Consider the following 19,307-nt stretch of genomic DNA (forward strand, 5'->3'; position numbering starts at 1 on the left):
CAATCAAAGAGATAATAAACAGATTGCAAGAGCGACCGAGAGAGTATCTTGAGTAAGGTCAAGTAAATAAGGGCGCACGGTGAATGCCTAGGCACAAGAAGGCGAAGAAGGACGCGACTAACAGCGAAATGCTTCGGGGAGTGGTAAGTACACAATGATCCGGAGGTATCCGAATGGGGGAACCCAGTATGAGCAATCATACTACTAGCTGATGAATACATAGTCAGTTAGGGCAAGACGCAGTGAACTGAAACATCTAAGTAGCTGCAGGAAGAGAAAGAAAAATCGATTTCCCAAGTAGCGGCGAGCGAAACGGAAAGAGCCCAAACCAAGTGATTTATCATTTGGGGTTGTAGGACTGTAATAAGGTAGTGCAAGAGATAGCAGAATTATCTGGGAAGGTAAGCCAGAGAGGGTGAGAGCCCCGTAAGCGAAATCGAATGCACACTGAGCAGGATCCTGAGTAGGCCGGAACACGAGGAATTCCGGTTGAAGCAGCGAGGACCATCTCGCAAGGCTAAATACTAATTTGTGACCGATAGTGAACCAGTACCGTGAGGGAAAGGTGAAAAGAACCCCGGAAGGGGAGTGAAATAGAACCTGAAACCGTGTGCCTACAAGTAGTCAGAGCCCATTAAAGGGTGATGGCGTGCCTTTTGTAGAATGAACCGGCGAGTTACGTTAACTAGCGAGGTTAAGTCAGAAAAGACGGAGCCGCAGCGAAAGCGAGTCTGAATAGGGCGAGAGAGTTAGTTGATGTAGACCCGAAACCAAGTGACCTACCCATGGCCAGGTTGAAGGTGCGGTAAAACGCACTGGAGGACCGAACCCACGTAAGTTAAAAATTGCGGGGATGAGCTGTGGGTAGCGGTGAAATTCCAAACGAACTTGGAGATAGCTGGTTCTCTCCGAAATAGCTTTAGGGCTAGCCTGGTGCGAGGATGATAATGGAGGTAGAGCTCTGTTTGGACGAAGGGCCCGTCAGGGGTTACTGAATTCAGATAAACTGCGAATTCCAGATATCAAAGCACTGGAGTCAGACTGCGAGTGATAAGATCCGTAGTCGAAAGGGAAACAGCCCAGATCACCAGTTAAGGTCCCAAAATCTATGCTAAGTGGAAAAGGATGTGGAGTTGCGTAGACAACTAGGATGTTGGCTCAGAAGCAGCCATCATTAAAAGAGTGCGTAATAGCTCACTAGTCGAGTGACGCTGCGCCGAAAATTTACCGGGGCTAAGCATAGTACCGAAACTGTGGATGTGTAGTAATACACGTGGTAGGAGAGCGTTCTAAATGCGGTGAAGGCTAATCGAGAGGATAGTTGGAGCGTTTAGAAGTGAGAATGCCGGTATGAGTAGCGAAAGACAGGTGAGAATCCTGTCCGCCGAAAGACTAAGGTTTCCTGGGGCAGGCTCGTCCGCCCAGGGTAAGTCGGGACCTAAGGTAAGGCCGAGAGGCGTAGCCGATGGACAACAGGTAGAGATTCCTGTACTGCGTTAAATCGTTAATAGCGAAGGAGGGACGCAGGAGGCAAGGAACGCATGGCGCTGGAAGCCCATGTTCAAGCAACAAGTGTGAGAGTGAGTTAAATGCTTGCTTTCAATAAGCACAAGTTGTGATGAGGAGCGAAATAAAGTAGCGAAGGTTCTGTAGTCACACTGCCAAGAAAAGCTTCTAGTGAGAGATAACGTACCCGTACCGCAAACCGACACAGGTAGTCGAGTGGAGAACACTAAGGTGAGCGAGAGAACTCTCGTTAAGGAACTCGGCAAAATCGCCCCGTAACTTCGGAAGAAGGGGTGCTGGTGTAACAGCCAGCCGCAGTGAATAGGCCCAAACAACTGTTTATCAAAAACACAGGTATCTGCAAAGTCGTAAGACGACGTATAGGTGCTGACACCTGCCCGGTGCTGGAAGGTTAAGGAGAGAGCTTAGTCATTAAGACGAAGGTTCGAACTGAAGCCCCAGTAAACGGCGGCCGTAACTATAACGGTCCTAAGGTAGCGAAATTCCTTGTCGGGTAAGTTCCGACCTGCACGAAAGGTGTAATGATTTGGGCACTGTCTCAACGAGAGACTCGGTGAAATTATAATACCCGTGAAGATGCGGGTTACCCGCGACAGGACGGAAAGACCCCATGGAGCTTTACTGCAATTTGATATTGGGTAGCTGTTAAACATGTACAGGATAGGTAGGAGCCAGAGAAGATAGGACGCTAGTCTTATTGGAGGCAATGTTGGGATACTACCCTTGTTTGATGGCTACTCTAACTAGTATCTCTAAGCGAGATATAGGACAGTGTCAGATGGGCAGTTTGACTGGGGCGGTCGCCTCCTAAAGAGTAACGGAGGCGCCCAAAGGTTCCCTCAGAATGGTTGGAAATCATTCACAGAGTGTAAAGGTATAAGGGAGCTTGACTGCGAGAGAGACAACTCGAGCAGGGACGAAAGTCGGGCTTAGTGATCTGGTGGTACCGCATGGAAGGGCCATCACTCAACGGATAAAAGCTACCCTGGGGATAACAGGCTTATCTCCCCCAAGAGTTCACATCGACGGGGAGGTTTGGCACCTCGATGTCGGCTCGTCGCATCCTGGGGCTGAAGTTGGTCCCAAGGGTTGGGCTGTTCGCCCATTAAAGCGGCACGCGAGCTGGGTTCAGAACGTCGTGAGACAGTTCGGTCCCTATCCGTCGTGGGCGTTGGAAATTTGAGAGGAGCTGTCCTTAGTACGAGAGGACCGGGATGGACATACCGCTGGTGTACCAGTTGTCTTGCCAAAGGCATCGCTGGGTAGCTAAGTATGGCAGGGATAAGCGCTGAAAGCATCTAAGTGCGAAGCCCCCCTCAAGATGAGATTTCCCATACGTAAGTAGTAAGACACCTCTAAGACTAAGAGGTAGATAGGCTAGGAGTGGAAGAGTCGTGAGACTTGGAGCGGACTAGTACTAATCAGTCGAGGACTTGACCAGAGCTTGAGCAATCTGGAGAGTGTAAGAAAGTTTTTTCAAGAGATTATATTTAGTTTTGAGTGTAAGAACTCAAACAAAAAAGTACGGTGGCAATAGCAAGAAGGAAACACCTGTAACCATGTCGAACACAGTAGTTAAGCTTCTTCACGCCGAGAGTAGTTGGTGGGAGACTGCCTGCGAGGGTAGGACGCTGCCGTGCTTTTTTAATATTCCGGCTTAGCTCAGTTGGTAGAGCGCTTGACTGTTAATCAAGATGTCGTCAGTTCGAGTCTGACAGCCGGAGCAAGGTAAAAGAAAGAGGACCCGAGGTCCTCTTTTTTGTTGTCTTTAAATTTGGAAATCCTGTGTTTATATTGATATAAAGGGTATAATGAAAGTAGATACATATTATTTAAAGGAGGAAATCACATGGTAGGAATTTTACTTGCTAGCCATGGTGGGTTTGCAGATGGTATTGCTCAATCGGCACAAATGCTATTTGGTGAACAGGACAATTTTGCTCATGTAACGTTATCGCCTGATGAAGGACCAGAGGACATTCATGACAAAATGGAACAATCAATAGCATCATTTTCTGATCAAAATGAAGTGTTGTTGTTAGTAGATCTTTGGGGAGGAACGCCATTTAACCAAGCTAATACTCTGCTTGAGGATCATCCAAGTTGGGCAATTGTTACTGGCATGAATCTACCAATGGTTGTTGAAGCTTTAACTCAAAGGTTGACGAATTCTGATGCAACAGCGCAACAAGTCGCTACTGCGATTATTAATTCAGCTCGTGATGGCATTAAAACTAAACCTGTTGACTTAATGCCGCAAGAGGCTGCGACGGTCGAGGCAACGGCACCTGCTAAAACGCAAAAGTCGATTCCGGTTGGAACAGTAATTGGTGATGGTCATCTTAAAATTGTGTTGGCCCGGATCGATTCAAGGTTGCTTCACGGACAAGTTGCTACTGGTTGGATTCCAACAATGCATCCTGATCGGGTAATCGTTGTTTCGGATCATGTTGCCAAAGATGAAATGCGTAAGAGTATGATTCGTGAAGCAGCACCTGCTGGTGTGAAGGCCCATACAGTCCCACTTAAAAAGATGGTCGAAATTGCTAAGGATCCGCGTTTTGGTGATACTCATGCCTTATTATTATTTGAAAATCCGGAGGATGTTCTGACCGTAATTAAGGAAGGCGTGAATATTGAAACTGTTAATGTTGGTTCAATGTCATATTCAGTTGGTGATGTTAATGCCAACAATGTTTTATCAATGAATCAGCAGGATGTTGATACTTTCCACGAACTTGAAAAGATGGGCGTTAAGTATGATGTCCGTAAAGTTCCGACTGATAAGTCAGGCAATATGGACGCGATTTTGAATAAAGCTCAAAATTTGCTTGATGAACAAAATAAATAATAAAAAAGGAGTGAAAAAATGAACGCTATACAAATGGTTTTAGTTGTTCTGGTTGCTTTCCTCGCAGGTATGGAAGGTATCTTGGATCAATGGGAATTTCACCAACCGCTAGTTGCTTGTACATTAATTGGTTTGGTTACTGGACATCTTGACCTAGGAGTTATTTTAGGTGGGCAATTACAAATGATTGCTCTGGGTTGGGCTAATATTGGTGCAGCAGTTGCGCCCGATGCCGCTTTGGCATCTGTTGCTTCGGCAATTATTTTGGTTCAAAGTGGTCAGGGTACAAAAGGAATTGGAATGGCCACAGGGATTGCGATGCCTTTGGCAGTTGCGGGTCTGTTTTTAACGATGATTGTCCGGACGATTTCAACTGGGATTGTTCACATTATGGATGCCGATGCCAAAAAGGCAAATTGGCGTAAAATTAATATGTGGCAATGGATTGATGTTTGTTTGCAAGGATTAAGAATTGCGATTCCAGCTGCGTTATTATTGGCAATTCCAGCATCAACAGTTCAGTACTGGCTGGGACTGATGCCTACTTGGTTAAGTGACGGTATGTCAATTGGTGGTGCGATGGTTGTAGCTGTTGGTTACGCGATGGTTATTAACATGATGGCTAGTCGTGAAGTTTGGCCATTCTTTGCCATTGGTTTTGCCTTAGCAGCAATTAAAGATTTAACATTAATTGCCCTAGGCGCAATTGGACTGGCGCTGGCAATTATGTACTTGGCTCTTGAATCAAAGGGCGGCAGCAGCAATTCTGGTTCAGCTAATGAGGGTACCGGCGATCCACTCGGCGATATCATTGATGATTATTAAAGTGATACTAAGAGGAGGATTTGATAATGGCTGATTCAAAAATAAAATTAACAAAAGCCGACCGCTTCAAGGTTATGTGGCACTCACAATTTTTGCAAGCATCATGGAACTATGAAAGAATGCAGAACGGTGGTTTTGCATACTCATTGATTCCAGCATTGAGAAAATTATATCCAGATAAAGATGACATGGCAGAAGCTCTGCAACGCCACTTGGTGTTCTTCAATGTTCACCCGTACCTAGTTTCACCAATTTTAGGTGTTACTTTGGCTTTAGAAGAAGATAAAGCTAATGGTGCCGAGGTTGAAGATGAAGCTATCCAAGGGGTTAAGGTTGGAATGATGGGACCTTTAGCCGGCGTTGGTGACCCCGTTTTCTGGTACACAGTACGACCAATTGTTGGTGCTTTGGGTGCTTCAATGGCAATTCAAGGCAATATCTTAGGGCCAATTTTGTTCTTTGTTATCTGGAATGTAATCAGATTGGCATTTATGTGGTATACACAAGAATTTGGTTACAAGGCTGGGTCTGCAATTACTAATGATGTGTCTGGCGGATTACTGCAAAAAGTTACCCGTGGTGCTTCAATGATGGGGATGTTCGTCCTCGGCTCGTTAATTGAACGCTGGGTTAACATTAAATTTACGCCGATTGTTTCTAAGACGCCGGTTCAAAAAGGCGGCTATATTGACTGGAATTCGTTACCAGCTGGTGCTAAGGGCATCCAACAAGCATTAATTGGTCAGAGTAATGGCTTATCGCTGACAAAATTCAAGACAACAACACTGCAGAATAATCTTGATAGTTTAATTCCTGGATTAGCTGGGTTACTGTTGACTTTTCTTTGTATGTGGCTGCTAAAGAAGAAGGTATCACCAATTGTAATCATTATTGGTATCTTTATCGTGGGTGTTGTGCTTCACGTGTTGCACGTTCTTTAATCAAAAATGGTTAAATCAAGTAATACTAAGGTCACCTTGACAATTAATGCCACTTGGTTTCGTGGGATCGCGACCTATGGCAAAGTAATGGTGGGCGATCAAGCATTTGAATTTTATAATGATCGGAACTTGAATGATTACGTCCAAATTCCGTGGGCGGAAATTTCTTGTGTGGTTGCTGACGTTCATTTTCATGGTCGTTACATTCCGCGGTTCGAAATCCGTACGCGCAAGAATGGTACGTTTATCTTTTCAACTCGTGATAATAAAAAGACTTTACGGGCAATCCGTAATTATGTGCCAAGTAATAATTTGCGTCAGGCACTAGGCTTGTGGCAAAAGTTAAAACGACGGCTTAAATCATAATTTAGACAAAATAAAATACTTAGATCAATTCTGATCTAAGTATTTTTTGTTTATTCAGCTTTTTCTTTGCGCCACAGTTTAGCAATTGCATAAAGAATAATGAAGATTGCTAATGCTGAAATCATGGCAACTCTGTTTTCTGGTAGAACCAGCAAGAGAATAATCATTAAGATGAAGAATACTAAGGTTGCGTAATCAAAGTATGGGAAGCCTGGCATCTTAAAACTAGTTAGTTGGTCTTCAGGAGTTGTCTTTCTGTAAGCAACGTGCGAGAGCAACATAATGCACCAGATAATGAGGAACATACTAGTAGTTGTCGATGAAATAAAGGTAAAGGCATCATTACCGATCATGATGATTAACAATGGTGCGAGCTCGATTAAGCAGGCAGACAAGATTAAACCATTTTGCGGCAACTGACGGTGTAAGTGACCAAATGTTTGGTTCCACTTGCCCTTACCGTTAAAGGTAATCGAAAATAATAGTCGCCCAGCACTGTAAAGCACACTGTTGGTTGAAGAAATAGCGGCAGATATAACCACGAAGTTAATCAGCGAACCAGCATTGTGGATTCCCGTTGCGGCAAGAGTTTGTACGAATGGGCTGGAGCTAGTTGAAACCTTGTTCCAAGGAATGACCACTAAGATTGCCACGATTGCTAAAACGTAAAAGAGGATAATTCTAGTTGGTACTTCGTTGATTGCCTTACTGATGGTTTTCTTAGGGTTTTGCGCTTCAGAGGCGGTAAAGCCCAAGAGCTCAATACCAACGAAACTGAAGATAACCATTTGAAAGCCTGATAAGAAGCCAATGCCGCCTTTGGCAAAGAAGCCGCCATTATTAAATAGGTTGCTAAAACTGACAGCACCATAAGTGGTATTCTTACCAGTAATCATCAAGTAAGCAACCAAAATAACAAAGGCCACAACCGTTACAATTTTGATAATAGCAAAACTGAACTCTAGGTTACCAAATAGTCGTGCCGACAACATGTTAATGCCCAATAGGACAGCTATTGTCACCAGCCCCGGCACCCAAGTCGGTAAATGAGGGAACCAGTATTGGAAATAAATTCCCAGCGCGGTCATTTCCGCCATTGCCAGGGTAATTAAACAAATCCAGTATAGGTAACCGGTGATAAAGCCAGTATCCTTACCTAAGTATTTTTCAATAAATTCAATGTATGAATGCTTGCTGAGGTCGGAAATAATCAGTTCACCTAATGCCCGCATCAGGAAAAAGAGAAAAATACCGACGATTAGGTAAATGAGGATAACACTTGGACCAGCCTTTTGAATACTGTTGCCAACACCAAGGAAAAGTCCCGTTCCGATAGTTCCGCCTAATGCAATTAATTGAATATGAGTATTAGTTAGCGATCGCTCATATTCAGTAGAATCTTTAGAATCTTTTTTGTCCATAAAATTACTCCAATTTAATCTTTAAAAATATTGTTCGGTTGATAAGTGCGCCGCAATCGGCTAGATCGCCCGTTCTTGGTGCCAGATTTTGCTGACAGCCCATAAAATAATAAAAATCAGAATCGCACTAATCATCGCCATACGGTTAGCTGGTAATGATAGTAATAAGATAATCATTAGACCAAAAAAGGCTAGTGTTAGATAATCCAACCACGGGTATTGTGGCATTTGAAAGTCGGTCAACTTGTTAGCCGGCGTTTGTTTGCGGTAAGACAAGTGGGTTAGAATCATCAAGCACCAAATAATTAAAAACATACTGGTTGAGGTTGAGGAAATGAAATTGAAAGCTTGATTACCAATCAAGATAATTACCAATGGTGCTAGTCCCATTAAGCAGGCTGATAAGATCAAACCATTTTGTGGTAATTGGCGGTGTAAGTGACCAAAGGTTTCATTCCACTTACCCTTACCGTCATAAGTAACGGAAAAGATTAATCGTCCAGCACTATACAGAAAACTGTTGGTTGAGGAAACGGCCGCAGAAATTACAACGAAGTTGATAATTGAACCGGCATTACGAATTCCCGTGGCACCCAATGCTTGGACGAAGGGGCTAGAAGTAGTTGCGATTTTATTCCACGGAATAACCAGCAAGATTGCCAAAATTGCCATGACGTAAAATAAAATGATTCGCAATGGTAACTCATTAATCGCTTTTCTAATAGTAACTTTGGGATTTTGTGCTTCGGCTGCCGTTAAGCCAATCAGTTCAACGCCGACGAAACTAAAAATTACCATTTGAAAACCGCCAAGAAAGCCATTGGCACCAGTGGCGAAGAAGCCACCATTTTTAGCTAAATTACCAAAACCAACAGGACCAAAACTTGTCTTCCCGCCAGTAACTAAGAGGTAGGCAATTAAAAAGACAAAGGCAATAATTGTTACAATTTTGATAATGGCAAAACTGAATTCCAAATTACCAAACAATCGTGCTGACAATAGGTTAATAAAAAGCAAGATAACGATGGTAATTAATCCCGGCACCCAGGTTGGCAAATGCGGGAACCAATATTGAAAGTAAATTCCCAGGGCGGTCATCTCCGCCATGCCTAAACTGATCCAGCTGATCCAATACAGGTAGCCGGTAATAAAACCGATGTTCTTGCCTAAATATTTTTCGATAAATTCGATATAAGTGTGCTTGTGCAAGTCGGAAAGAACCAACTCACCTAGAGCTCGCATTAAAAAGTAAAGAAAAATACCAACAATGATATAAATTAAAATTACGCTTGGGCCAGCTTGATGAATACTGTTGCCAACTCCCAAGAAAAGACCGGTGCCAATCGTGCCGCCAAGCGCGATTAACTGAATATGTGCGTTAGTTAGTGTGCGTTCATATCCAGAATTGGTCTTTGGGTCTTCTTTTGACATTTAACCACTCCAAATCAATAAGTATTATGTTACATTAATGTTACATTATTCTATTTTAGCATTTATAAATGAGTTTTGCATTAGTAGATGAAAACTTTGATAAATTGTAACTTTTATGATGAAAGTAGTGGTTGCTTGGGGAGCTAGCACATTTTTAGATTAAATGTTATCATTACTATTATTAAAAAATAATTAGGAGAAGACGAAAAATGTTTACTTTTGATCAGTTTACAATTAATGGCTTAAAGATTGCATTGGTTTTACCGGAATTAGACCAAGCAGAAGCATTGTTGGCGTTAGTTACTAAAGATCGTGAACAGATAGGTCGCTGGCTGCCATGGGCAGAAACTACTGAAACTGTAGCGGATGAGGTCAACTTTATCAAAATGACACGAGAAAAAACGGCTAACTACCAGATGATGGAATTAGTAATCATGGTAAATGGTCAGGCTGCTGGGATGCTTGACTTGCATAATCTTAATCGTCAGAATCAGTGCGGTGAAATCGGCTACTGGTTGGGCAGCGAATATCAAGGGAACGGCATCATGACTACGGCTGTTAAGCTGCTAATTAAATTAGCCTTTACCAAGATGAATTTACACCGGATTGACTTATTGGCCGATCATGAAAACAAGGCTAGTCGAGCAGTAGCTGAACGCGCCGGCTTGGAACATGTCGCCTTGCTCCGTGCTAAAGTCAAATATCATGGCGAATTTCGCGATATGGACCTTTATACAATTATTAATGATGCAAATTAAAAAGCATACTGCTAATCAGCAGTATGCTTTTTATGGTTTATTTATCGTTGTAGCCATTTGGATGTGATTGGTGCCATTTCCAGGCACTAGTCATGACTTCTTCAGCGCTTTCGTGCTTTGGCTGCCAATGCAAAATTGTCCGTGCTTTAGTAGAATCAGCTACTAGTGAGTCGGGATCACCGCCACGTCTTGGTCCCATCGTATAAGGAATATCAATGCCCGTTACTTTGCGTGCGGCAGCTAAAATTTCCAAGTTGGAATAGCCGTGAGCAGTACCTAAGTTGAAGACATCGGATTGGTTAGTTTTCAATAAATAATCTAAAGCTAGCAAGTGCGCATCAATTAAGTCTTCGATTTGCACATAGTCGCGAACATTGGTGCCATCCTTAGTATCATAGTCATTGCCAAAAATGGTAAACTTGCCATCACCAGAAATTGCACTCTTTAAAATATTAGGAATTAAGTGGGTTTCAGGAGCATGGTCCTCACCAATGGAACCGTCACTAGCAGCCCCGGCGACGTTGAAGTAGCGTAAGGCAATCGACTTAATCCCGTCAGCCTTGTCAGCCCAGTGCATGATTTTTTCCATCATCATCTTAGTTTCGCCATAAGGATTGATTGGGTCAAGCGGGGAATCTTCGGTAATTGGCAACTTCTTAGGGATGCCATAAGTTGCGGCACTGGATGAGAAGACCAAGTATTTAACATTGGCGTCGTTCATTGCCTCAAGTAGTGAAATCATGCCTGAAACATTGTTGTCATAGTATTTCAATGGCTTTTTAACGGACTCTGGCACTAATGAATAAGCCGCAAAGTGCATCACAGCATCAATTTTTTCATTTCGTAGAATTTGGCTGACTAAAAATTTATTTTCAATATCGCCTTGATAAAATTTGGCCCGTGAATCAACAGCCTTTCGGTGACCGGTGTATAATGCATCGAGTACAACAACATCATCGCCGTTTTCAAGTAATTTTCTAACAGCAATTGAGCCGATATAGCCCGCGCCGCCAATAACTAAAACACGCATAGTTTCCTCCATTAGATATTTAATTTAATCAAATAAATTTTAACACAATTAAGACAAGATTGAATATCTTTCAAGCAATAATTGACAGAGAGAATATTTTACAATATACTTACTTTTAGTAAGAGGATTAGAAAAGGAGTCAGACAATGATTCATAATTCAACAATTGATAATCAAATTAATCACCGTTCAATTCGGAAGTTTAAGGACCAAAAGTTAAATGCAGAGCAGTTAGAAACCTTGTACACGGTTTTTCAACATACTGCGACTAGTATGTTTATGCAAAATGCAACGCTGCTGCATATTACTGATGAAGCCAAAAGGGCTAAAATCCGGGAGCTGTGTAACCAACAATATGTGGGTGCAGAAGGTGACCTGTTCATTTTTGTAGTGGACCTCTATCGCAACCAGCAAATTCGCCAGCAATTGGGTAAAGATGATGGCCGGGTGCACATGAGTGATTTGTTTATGCAGGGAATGGATGATACTCTACTCGCATGGCAAAATGTTGCTAATGCGGTAGAGAGCATGGGCTTGGGTTATGTGCCGCTAGGAACAATTAACGACCATCCATTAGCAATGCTTGACGTCTTGGATTTGCCACAGTTGACGTTCCCAGCACTTGGGATGCAGGTTGGTGTACCCGACCAAGAGCCGCAATTAAAACCGCGCTTGCCGCTGCAATTTACCACATTTGAAAATGATTATCCACGTGATTTTCAAGTTAGCGATTTGGCAGATTACGACCAACTGGTAACAACTTACTATGATTTGCGCGATTCTAACCGCCGCATTGATTCTTTTACCAAGCAGATTAGTGGTGCTAAGCTCGATAGCCATAAGATTGACCGCGATCAATTGCCAGAATTACTGCATCAGCAGGGGTTATGTCTTGATTGGCAGTAAGATTAGTTTGATTTAATAATTTTTATTGCGTGACATTTTTTCTTTTGGTATAATTTAAACGTTACGAGTTGCTGATTTAGCTCAGTCGGTAGAGCGTTTCCCTCGTAAAGAAAAGGTCGCCAGTTCGATTCTGGCAATCAGCATAACAAAGGCTAATATAGTATTAAAGTCCGTTGTATCAATCTTGATATGACGGGCTTTTGCTTGTTATGAAGTGTTTTAAATAGTTGTAAATTAATGTGAAATGTTGTGGTCAGTCACACTGCAGGTCACACAAAGTAAAATAAGTTAGAAATTTGTCGTCATTAATTTTTCAGGAATAGACATACCCCTTGATATAGCAGGCTTAATTGCCTGCTTTTTTGTGTGACTAAGGAATACAACGAGATGAGAAATAGGGTAAAATAAATATTGATGAATAAGTGTTTATATAAGGAATAGTTAATATGGTTGAACTAAAGTTATTAGATATTAAGCACGCTATTAATAAAAATGTTAGTACATTAGTTCCAGTGCAAGATGAAAAAGAAAATTTTATTGATAAGATAAACAAGTTTATTAAGGAATTAACCGATGGTGTAAATAAAAACGAAGAATTTCAAAAAGGAGTATTTAGAAACTTTTTGCAAAATGTTATTCCTGGTAAACAAGTTAATACCAGTGAAAAAATAGATTTATAACTAAATCACGTACATTAATAGAATCTGCTTTTAAAAAAATGGTAATATAAATCAATACAGAAATAATGTAAACAATGTTTTAGGCATTAAACCTAATAATAAATGGAATAAAGAAGTTTTATCAATGGTGGGAGGAATAAATCAAATTATAGATTCTGTTTCTAGAATGAGAAATAATTTTAGTGATTCTCACGGAAGTTCTAAGCGGGTAAGTATAAAATTAGCCGAAGCAGAATTGGTTTTAAATTCATCTGTTAACATTGTAAATTATTATTTAAAAGTTAATAATAGAAAAAATAACTAGGGTATCTGTTAGATGATGATTGAGCTAGTGAGGTGAACTTAATTGCACTTCCTCAAATAATCTTTGAAGGGTTGTGAGTGGACATCTTGAGCCAATGGACAAGAAATGATTATTTTTCAGCCCCTTTCATATCAAATAGCTGATAACAAGAAAAAGATTGGAATAAAATCCAATCTTTTTCGTAATGCTTTAATTTTTGATTTTATTGATTTAACAATTTTTTTAGTGCGTCTTTTATTTGTTGATCAAATTGTTTTGGAAGATACTTGAATAATCGCTTAGCTTCATCAATCTTTGTAGCTGAAATGTAGTGTGAATGTAAGTATGGTCTTTGACTTTTAGAATAATTAAGTATGGTGCTTTTAAAAGTTTTGGTTATTTCATTTAATAGAAAACAAAGCAAATCAATGACGGCATTAAAAATAAATTCTGCGTCTTGTAATGAAATAGAATTTAATTCATTTATAGTGTTACTTAGTTCTTTATAAATATTGTCATATTTTAGAAAAGAAAAAGCTTTGTAATTTGTTGATGTTTTATCAACTGTATTATTTTCGTAATTAATAAGGTTTAGTAGAATTAATTCAGTATGCTGAATGGTTATGTTCAAAGCAGTGTAAATGAAATTATAATTTATATAGAATTTATTAAGTGTCGAAATGGGGATTTTTCCAAAAGAATAATAATTAGGAATGTCCAAATTAGTTGAGTTTAATATGTTTGTTTGCTTTTTTGAAAGGAAAGTGGCGGAACCCATTGAATTGCTATAATTTGCATCTAACCAAGTGCTAACTGAAATTATAGCATTGTTATTATAATTACCATTTTTTACATACGCTACCTCATTTCTATATTTATCAAAATTGTATACAGCATCGCACAGTTCGGCTACTTTATCCAGTTTTTTACTAGCTAGAAAAGCTTTTAAAGTTTCATGATTAAATACAGTTACCTTTTGTGAAATTGATTTATCAAATTCTTTTGGCAATTTTTTTCGTGCAAAATCAAAAGTTTGTGCCATAAAAGGAATTATTTCTAAACCATTAGAAAATATTGTTTCAATATACTCTACGTCAAGCATAATTGCGATTGCATGACGTTGTGCTCCTTTGATTGGTCTTCTGCTTGTTTTACTGCCGTTGCTTATCCAGTCTGAATATGCTGAAGGGATAACTTTATGACCATAATTATCTATTTTGAATTGTAATTTTTCATCCGTATCAACTATATATTTATTTATTCGTATCACCTCCTGTACATCAGTGAGGTGATTTTTTTCTTTATCTGCTGCAATCAGCTTTGGAAGTGTGGAAGGTACTTTTGGAAATTTACTCATTTTGTCAACTCCGTTTTTTTATAAATTTTTTCGGAATATATTTTTAAAAATTAATTATTCATACTTAATCATGAAGATTAAATCTAATTGCAATTAACTATGTCTTCAAGGAATTTAGTATTATACAAGATTAATTTTATAACAAATTATATAAGCAAATATAAAAAAGTACTTAATAAAGGAGAAAATATGTCAATTAAGATTAATTTAACGGCAAAACAAGTATTAACTGGTATCACAGCGATTGTTACTGGAGTTAATGAGCGTAAAACCAGCGAAAAGTACGACAATGCCAAAGATGTTGCTGAATATCCTTATCTAGTAAAAATGGCAATCATGGTTGATAAAAATAATGTTAATAATGGTCAAATGCTAAACTTTAAGCTTAAAAAAGTTGGTGATTTAAAAGCTGGTAAAATGATCGATTTTGCTAAGAGTTCTATCAAGAATGATCAAGTCAATCTGTGGGCTAATCAACGGGGCTATGTTCAGGTTTCCATTAAAGGAGATGAGATCATTGCAGGGTAAGCATACAACTATCTGTAATTACATTGAAAATGTGCTTGATAGTGTTTTATCTGATGAAGCAAGTACAATTAAGCAATCTTATCTGGTCTTAGAAGTAATTAAGGAGCCGTATGGTTTCTTGTTTATTCCGCGGTACCCAACAAATTTGGTATTAAATACTGATACTTATTATCGTATTTACGATATTATTTCGGCAGCTGTTTTCCCTGAATATACCTGTGTTAGACCTACTTCCATGCAATTAGTAGAGGTGGACGGTGAACAATTAGCAACAGCCAGGGGTTTTTATTTTCCAGGTTACAAGGGTAAGAAACAACGTTTCATCGTCACAATTACTAAAATTGTGTCTGACTATGATTTAAATAAGGAAATACCGTTGATGCGGGGATTAACTGTTGGCAGGAATGCGACCACTTGGATTATCAGCGGTAATACAGGTAGTGGAAAAAGCTATGCCTTACGCTATTTAGAAGAAATAATTAGTCGTTTAACTAATCAAAATGGTGATGAAGCAGCACAAGTTATTATGATTGATCCCAAAAAGTCTGACGGTGCGAGATATGCTAAAAAACACTCTGAAATTAAATTATTAATTCCAGAAGATTTTTTGACTAGGGTGAATGCGGAATTGGCTTCTGTGGTTAAGGAAATGCAGTTAAGGCAAAGTAAGCTTTATGAAGTTTCAAATAAGATTAGCACTGACGCTAACGAAATCAATGTACCACCGATTTTTGTTGTTTTGGAAGAAATGGCAAGCTTAACTTTGGGCTTAGCACCAACTTCAAGACGAGTTAAAGATTTATACCGTGAATTAGAATTAATTGCTTTGCTTGGCAGAGAAAGCTTGATCAATTTGATTATTACCAGCCAAATTGCCAGAAATGATATTGTGCCTATTCCAATTCGTTCGCAGATGAATGTTAGAATTTTGCTAGGACGAATTGATAAAGCAACCGTTCAGTATTTGTTTCCGTCAATGATTGATGGCTTGTCTATCCCTATTGGTGGCTTAGGAACAGGAATAATTGAGATCAATGATGGTAAACATTACGGGATTGAACCACTTGCCATGCCGACAATAACCAAAGGAGAAGAATCGTGAAGGGGATAGACTTAATTAATAAGTTATTTGATAAATTAATTGCTTTGCTTGGCAAGATCAGCGTAATTTTGTTGATTGTTCTAGTAATTATGCTAATCGCACATTATTTTCTGAAATTTTATGGCAAGTCAATTTCTAAAACAATTGCTTTAGAACAAACATTAAAGCTTATGGAACCAGAAAAGCCAGATAAAATAATTGCGGCAGTTAATAAGGTAGTTTATTGGGCTGGTGTTAAATACCTTGATAATAAAGAGCGTGTGCAGATAATTGTTCCAACTAAACGCTGGTTTCAATTATCATCACAATTAGAAGTTAAAAAACGGATTAGGGAAATGCTTAGTTCAGAAGACTTCAGATTATTTTTAATGGATAATTTAGGCAATTATCGTTTCGTAAGTAGACCTGACTATTATCATAATCAGTTTGTTTTAACCGGTACGAGAATTTAATAGAAGCAAGGTGCCAGCTTTGTCCCTAAGACAAAAAGAATGGCACCTTGCATAATTTATAAATATTCTACTGTGTAAGTGTGCTAAGCACTGACATGATAACATTTGCTGGGCTTGTTATGGCAAATGTTAAAAGTGTGCAAACTGTGCAGAAGGGAATTATATGGCAGAGATTAGAGCTAGACAGTTTATGTACATGCAAGATTTTGATCATTTAAAGATAGATTTTACTGAACTAACCAATATTTTAACTAAGGCTAATATTCAAGAGTGGGCTTATATCATTCATGACCAAGATTTGGATCAAGATAATAAGCTAATTAGGAAACATCTACATGTGGTCTTAAAATATGCTAATCCGCAAATACTTTCTCATGTTGTAAGGATTTTTAATGATAAACCGCAATATTTAGAAGTTTGGCAAGGAAGAATCAGTAATGCTTATAGCTATCTAATTCATGCAACATTGGAAGCTAAAGATAAGTATCAATACGATCCTAATAGTGTGGTGGCTTCATTTGATTTTCCCGCAAGGATTGCTGAAATACAAAGCAGTGTTAACCAAAGTAAGTTAAATTCTAAAGTAGTGGCTAATTTCTTAACACAATATGCTAATGAAGAAATTGGTTATCAAGAATTAGCGGATATTATTGGTTTAGCTGAAGTTGCCAAAAGAAAAAGTGTGATTGACAATATTACCAAATTAATCGCGGACAAAAAGCATGAAGAATGGTTACATGAGTATCATGATCGCAAAGCAGAAACAATTTGGTTATGGGGCAGTGCAGGAGTTGGTAAAACACGTTATGCCAACAAGCTAGTTCGTGGCGAAAAAGTTGCTATTTTAGGTAGCAGTCGGGATTACTTTCAAGATTATCATGGTGAACACTATGTAATTCTAAATGATTTGCGTCCCAATGATTTTAGATATGCAGACTTATTAAGGCTACTAGATCCTTATGAGCATGATAAAGTAGCACCAAGACGCTATCATGACGTGAAATTGAATATTGAAATGTTGATTATTACTACTCCTTATAGTCCGTTTGAATTTTATCAACATGTGAGGATTGCTGATGAAAAAACAGATACCTTTGAACAGCTTAAACGGCGGATCCATGCAATTCATATTACACCTAAATTTATTGCGGAAGTTTTTCAAGATAATGAATCTGAATTTGAAAAATTATTTGGTAGTAAGTGAAACAATGAAAGAAGATGTAAAAATGTTTGGCAATGAGTTACTAAATGCTCGACAAATAGCAGAAAAGTTAGAAATTTCTAATACTTATTTTTTCAAATTAACTAAATTAGGTATGCCGTTTCACCGCATAACGCCAAGGGGTAGGAAATTTTATAACTATGATGAAGTGGTAAATTGGATCAGAAAGCGGTGATTATTGTGGTAAAATTTAAAGTAATCAAGGGTATGTTCTTCCTAAAAGTAAAAGGAGAATAAGCATGCCAATTAGTAAAATTAATAAAATTAATAAAGGAAAGAAAGCTTGTAAGTATCGAGTAAGAATACAACCAAGAGATGAGCATACTGGGAAAGTCATTCCTGTTCCTAGTCAAGTTGCTGACAATTATCGGGCAGCTGAGGCTTTATATGAAAAAATGTGGGTAGATTTTCGTTCTAATCCGCATGGCAATTATCAAGAACTGAATCAACCGTTAGTGCAATCATATAAGAGTTTTATTGAAAGTGAGCATAGATTAGGTAGATGGCAATCGGCAACTACTTATAAAGCATGGACTTATACAATTAGGCTATTAAAAGACTATTTTGGTGATAAAAAAGTAAAAGATATTACTGAAAATGATATTCGGCAATTTGCACGTAACTATGTTGAGAAGCATCATGCCAGTGTTGCTCCACATGCGACGATTGAACGACAGTTACAAAATATTAGATGTTATTTTAGTTCATTAGATAATATTGTTAAAAATCCTGTTCCTGTAAAAGTCTTGTATAAGTTTTTTCGTAATGATGAAATGACTGTACCAGATGAAAAATATGTTTTTTCTGATAAAGAAATCGTTTTAATTGTTACGGATATTAAGGAACGGTTGAAATCTACTAGACCTAATTACTGGTGTAGTCGCTTGGCAATCTGGATTGCTTTAGAGACAGGATTGCGACCGCAAGAAATTCAAGCTTTGAAATGGGCTAATTTGACTAAAGATCATGGTAAAGTAGTGTTTGAAATTAACGATTCTTGGAATAGCAAGGCAAAGAAGCTAAATGGTCATTTGAAAAGTAGACCTAAAGGGGCTAAAAGATTAACTTTGCCAATATCTGAAAACTTATATCAAACATTAATGATTTTTAGAGAAAAGCAAACAGATGTATTGCAAGAATATGGTTTAGATAATGAACAGGATTATATTTTATTAGCATTAACTACTTATAATTTATGTTCATTAGGGATGCCAATAGATCAACGTGGCTTAAATGACATGATGCGTAAAATCTGTAAAAAGATAGGCGTTAATAATCGTGGCTTGCGTGTTAGTATGTATACTTGTCGTCATACTATAGCAACTAAATTAGCTAATATTCCAAGTATGAGTTACCCTTGGGCAGCTTATCGGTTAGGACATTCACTAAAAACGTTTATGAAAGTTTATGTTCATGTTGACCAAGATAAGAACGAAGATATGTTAAATGTCGTTAGTTCACAGTTAGTCACACAAAATTAGATACAATAGTTGTAAATGCTAGAGTAGCAAGGCTTAAAAGGTTAATGTTACACTGGCAATCAGCATTTTTAAGAGTAATTCAAAGTAATCAACCTTGATTTATCAACGTTTATCGCAGATAAGTTAAGGTTGTTTTTTGTTAATAAT

General features: G+C 38.7%; 16 protein-coding genes, 2 tRNA genes and 2 rRNA genes. 16 read left to right on the forward strand and 4 right to left on the reverse strand.

Going from position 1 to position 19,307, the window contains the following annotated elements; translation table 11 throughout:
• The first annotated feature begins 56 nt into the window (after positions 1–56).
• From OZX58_RS01370 to OZX58_RS01400, 7 genes are all read left to right on the forward strand, one after another.
• Positions 57–2,968, forward strand: a 23S ribosomal RNA gene (locus OZX58_RS01370).
• Positions 2,969–3,050: 82 nt separating this feature from the next.
• Positions 3,051–3,167: ribosomal RNA gene (gene rrf / locus OZX58_RS01375) — 5S ribosomal RNA — on the forward strand.
• A gap of 11 nt (positions 3,168–3,178) precedes the next feature.
• Positions 3,179–3,251: transfer RNA gene (locus OZX58_RS01380), tRNA-Asn, on the forward strand.
• Positions 3,252–3,376: 125 nt separating this feature from the next.
• Positions 3,377–4,378 carry a mannose/fructose/sorbose PTS transporter subunit IIA gene (locus OZX58_RS01385; RefSeq protein WP_277141183.1) on the forward strand — a complete coding sequence of 334 codons (1,002 nt, stop codon included), beginning with the start codon at positions 3,377–3,379 and terminating at the stop codon, positions 4,376–4,378.
• A gap of 18 nt (positions 4,379–4,396) precedes the next feature.
• Positions 4,397–5,203, forward strand: coding sequence for a PTS mannose/fructose/sorbose transporter subunit IIC (locus OZX58_RS01390; RefSeq protein ID WP_277131309.1), 807 nt, complete (start codon positions 4,397–4,399; stop codon positions 5,201–5,203).
• A 26-nt stretch (positions 5,204–5,229) separates the two neighbouring features.
• The gene (locus tag OZX58_RS01395; RefSeq protein ID WP_277131311.1) at positions 5,230–6,144 is read left to right on the forward strand and encodes a PTS system mannose/fructose/sorbose family transporter subunit IID; all 915 of its coding nucleotides are present in this window, start codon (positions 5,230–5,232) and stop codon (positions 6,142–6,144) included.
• Positions 6,145–6,150: 6 nt separating this feature from the next.
• Complete coding sequence (locus OZX58_RS01400) at positions 6,151–6,510, forward strand: DUF956 family protein (RefSeq protein ID WP_277131312.1); 360 nt, start codon at positions 6,151–6,153, stop codon at positions 6,508–6,510.
• A gap of 50 nt (positions 6,511–6,560) precedes the next feature.
• On the opposite strand, the gene OZX58_RS01405 is transcribed toward OZX58_RS01400, so the two are convergent.
• Both OZX58_RS01405 and OZX58_RS01410 read right to left on the reverse strand, forming a co-directional pair.
• Positions 6,561–7,931 carry an amino acid permease gene (locus OZX58_RS01405; RefSeq protein ID WP_277141184.1) on the reverse strand — a complete coding sequence of 457 codons (1,371 nt, stop codon included), beginning with the start codon at positions 7,929–7,931 and terminating at the stop codon, positions 6,561–6,563.
• A 60-nt stretch (positions 7,932–7,991) separates the two neighbouring features.
• Positions 7,992–9,362, reverse strand: a complete 1,371-nt coding sequence (locus OZX58_RS01410; protein ID WP_277141185.1) for an amino acid permease — start codon at positions 9,360–9,362, stop codon at positions 7,992–7,994.
• Between the two features lie 209 nt (positions 9,363–9,571).
• Here OZX58_RS01410 and OZX58_RS01415 point away from each other — a divergent pair, with 209 nt between their 5' ends.
• The gene (locus tag OZX58_RS01415) at positions 9,572–10,120 is read left to right on the forward strand and encodes a GNAT family protein (RefSeq protein WP_277141186.1); all 549 of its coding nucleotides are present in this window, start codon (positions 9,572–9,574) and stop codon (positions 10,118–10,120) included.
• Positions 10,121–10,157: 37 nt separating this feature from the next.
• On the opposite strand, the gene galE is transcribed toward OZX58_RS01415, so the two are convergent.
• Positions 10,158–11,150 carry a UDP-glucose 4-epimerase GalE gene (galE, locus tag OZX58_RS01420; protein ID WP_277141187.1) on the reverse strand — a complete coding sequence of 331 codons (993 nt, stop codon included), beginning with the start codon at positions 11,148–11,150 and terminating at the stop codon, positions 10,158–10,160.
• Positions 11,151–11,296: 146 nt separating this feature from the next.
• On the opposite strand from galE, the gene OZX58_RS01425 reads away from it, so the two are divergent.
• From OZX58_RS01425 to OZX58_RS01435, 3 genes are all read left to right on the forward strand, one after another.
• Positions 11,297–12,055: an NADPH-dependent oxidoreductase gene (locus tag OZX58_RS01425; protein ID WP_277141188.1), complete on the forward strand. Its 759-nt coding sequence runs from the start codon at positions 11,297–11,299 to the stop codon at positions 12,053–12,055.
• Positions 12,056–12,125: 70 nt separating this feature from the next.
• Positions 12,126–12,198 (forward strand) — tRNA-Thr (locus tag OZX58_RS01430).
• Positions 12,199–12,501: 303 nt separating this feature from the next.
• The gene (locus OZX58_RS01435; protein WP_277141189.1) at positions 12,502–12,735 is read left to right on the forward strand and encodes a hypothetical protein; all 234 of its coding nucleotides are present in this window, start codon (positions 12,502–12,504) and stop codon (positions 12,733–12,735) included.
• A gap of 506 nt (positions 12,736–13,241) precedes the next feature.
• Here OZX58_RS01435 and OZX58_RS01440 read toward each other — a convergent pair.
• Positions 13,242–14,375, reverse strand: a complete 1,134-nt coding sequence (locus tag OZX58_RS01440) for a hypothetical protein (protein WP_277141190.1) — start codon at positions 14,373–14,375, stop codon at positions 13,242–13,244.
• A 189-nt stretch (positions 14,376–14,564) separates the two neighbouring features.
• Between OZX58_RS01440 and OZX58_RS01445 the strand changes: the two genes are divergently transcribed.
• The 5 genes from OZX58_RS01445 to OZX58_RS01465 all read left to right on the forward strand — a co-directional run bounded on the left by OZX58_RS01445 (position 14,565) and on the right by OZX58_RS01465 (position 19,160).
• Entirely contained in the window at positions 14,565–14,903 is a 339-nt protein-coding gene (locus OZX58_RS01445; protein WP_277141191.1) for a hypothetical protein, read from the forward strand.
• On the forward strand, positions 14,884–16,005 hold the full coding sequence (locus tag OZX58_RS01450) for a chromosome partitioning protein ParA (RefSeq protein ID WP_277141192.1): 1,122 nt from the start codon (positions 14,884–14,886) through the stop codon (positions 16,003–16,005). The genes OZX58_RS01445 and OZX58_RS01450 overlap by 20 nt, the downstream gene beginning before the upstream one ends.
• A complete protein-coding gene (locus OZX58_RS01455) occupies positions 16,002–16,457 on the forward strand; it encodes a hypothetical protein (RefSeq protein ID WP_277141193.1) in 456 nt (151 codons plus the stop codon). Before OZX58_RS01450 ends, OZX58_RS01455 begins: the two co-directional genes overlap by 4 nt.
• Before the next feature lie 163 nt (positions 16,458–16,620).
• Positions 16,621–17,661 carry a Rep family protein gene (locus OZX58_RS01460; protein WP_277141194.1) on the forward strand — a complete coding sequence of 347 codons (1,041 nt, stop codon included), beginning with the start codon at positions 16,621–16,623 and terminating at the stop codon, positions 17,659–17,661.
• Between the two features lie 257 nt (positions 17,662–17,918).
• Positions 17,919–19,160: a tyrosine-type recombinase/integrase gene (locus OZX58_RS01465; RefSeq protein ID WP_277141195.1), complete on the forward strand. Its 1,242-nt coding sequence runs from the start codon at positions 17,919–17,921 to the stop codon at positions 19,158–19,160.
• Positions 19,161–19,307 lie beyond the last annotated feature (147 nt).

Origin of the sequence: Lactobacillus sp. ESL0680 (genome assembly GCF_029392855.1) — a bacterium.
GTDB lineage: Bacteria > Bacillota > Bacilli > Lactobacillales > Lactobacillaceae > Lactobacillus.

Coding starts and splice junctions, on each gene's coding strand:
- OZX58_RS01385 (WP_277141183.1), top strand. CDS start 3,377: ATGGTAGGAATTTTACTTGCTAGCCATGGTGGGTTTGCAGATGGTATT.
- OZX58_RS01390 (WP_277131309.1), top strand. CDS start 4,397: ATGAACGCTATACAAATGGTTTTAGTTGTTCTGGTTGCTTTCCTCGCA.
- OZX58_RS01395 (WP_277131311.1), top strand. CDS start 5,230: ATGGCTGATTCAAAAATAAAATTAACAAAAGCCGACCGCTTCAAGGTT.
- OZX58_RS01400 (WP_277131312.1), top strand. CDS start 6,151: ATGGTTAAATCAAGTAATACTAAGGTCACCTTGACAATTAATGCCACT.
- OZX58_RS01405 (WP_277141184.1), bottom strand. CDS start 7,931: ATGGACAAAAAAGATTCTAAAGATTCTACTGAATATGAGCGATCGCTA.
- OZX58_RS01410 (WP_277141185.1), bottom strand. CDS start 9,362: ATGTCAAAAGAAGACCCAAAGACCAATTCTGGATATGAACGCACACTA.
- OZX58_RS01415 (WP_277141186.1), top strand. CDS start 9,572: ATGTTTACTTTTGATCAGTTTACAATTAATGGCTTAAAGATTGCATTG.
- galE (WP_277141187.1), bottom strand. CDS start 11,150: ATGCGTGTTTTAGTTATTGGCGGCGCGGGCTATATCGGCTCAATTGCT.
- OZX58_RS01425 (WP_277141188.1), top strand. CDS start 11,297: ATGATTCATAATTCAACAATTGATAATCAAATTAATCACCGTTCAATT.
- OZX58_RS01435 (WP_277141189.1), top strand. CDS start 12,502: ATGGTTGAACTAAAGTTATTAGATATTAAGCACGCTATTAATAAAAAT.
- OZX58_RS01440 (WP_277141190.1), bottom strand. CDS start 14,375: ATGAGTAAATTTCCAAAAGTACCTTCCACACTTCCAAAGCTGATTGCA.
- OZX58_RS01445 (WP_277141191.1), top strand. CDS start 14,565: ATGTCAATTAAGATTAATTTAACGGCAAAACAAGTATTAACTGGTATC.
- OZX58_RS01450 (WP_277141192.1), top strand. CDS start 14,884: ATGAGATCATTGCAGGGTAAGCATACAACTATCTGTAATTACATTGAA.
- OZX58_RS01460 (WP_277141194.1), top strand. CDS start 16,621: ATGGCAGAGATTAGAGCTAGACAGTTTATGTACATGCAAGATTTTGAT.
- OZX58_RS01465 (WP_277141195.1), top strand. CDS start 17,919: ATGCCAATTAGTAAAATTAATAAAATTAATAAAGGAAAGAAAGCTTGT.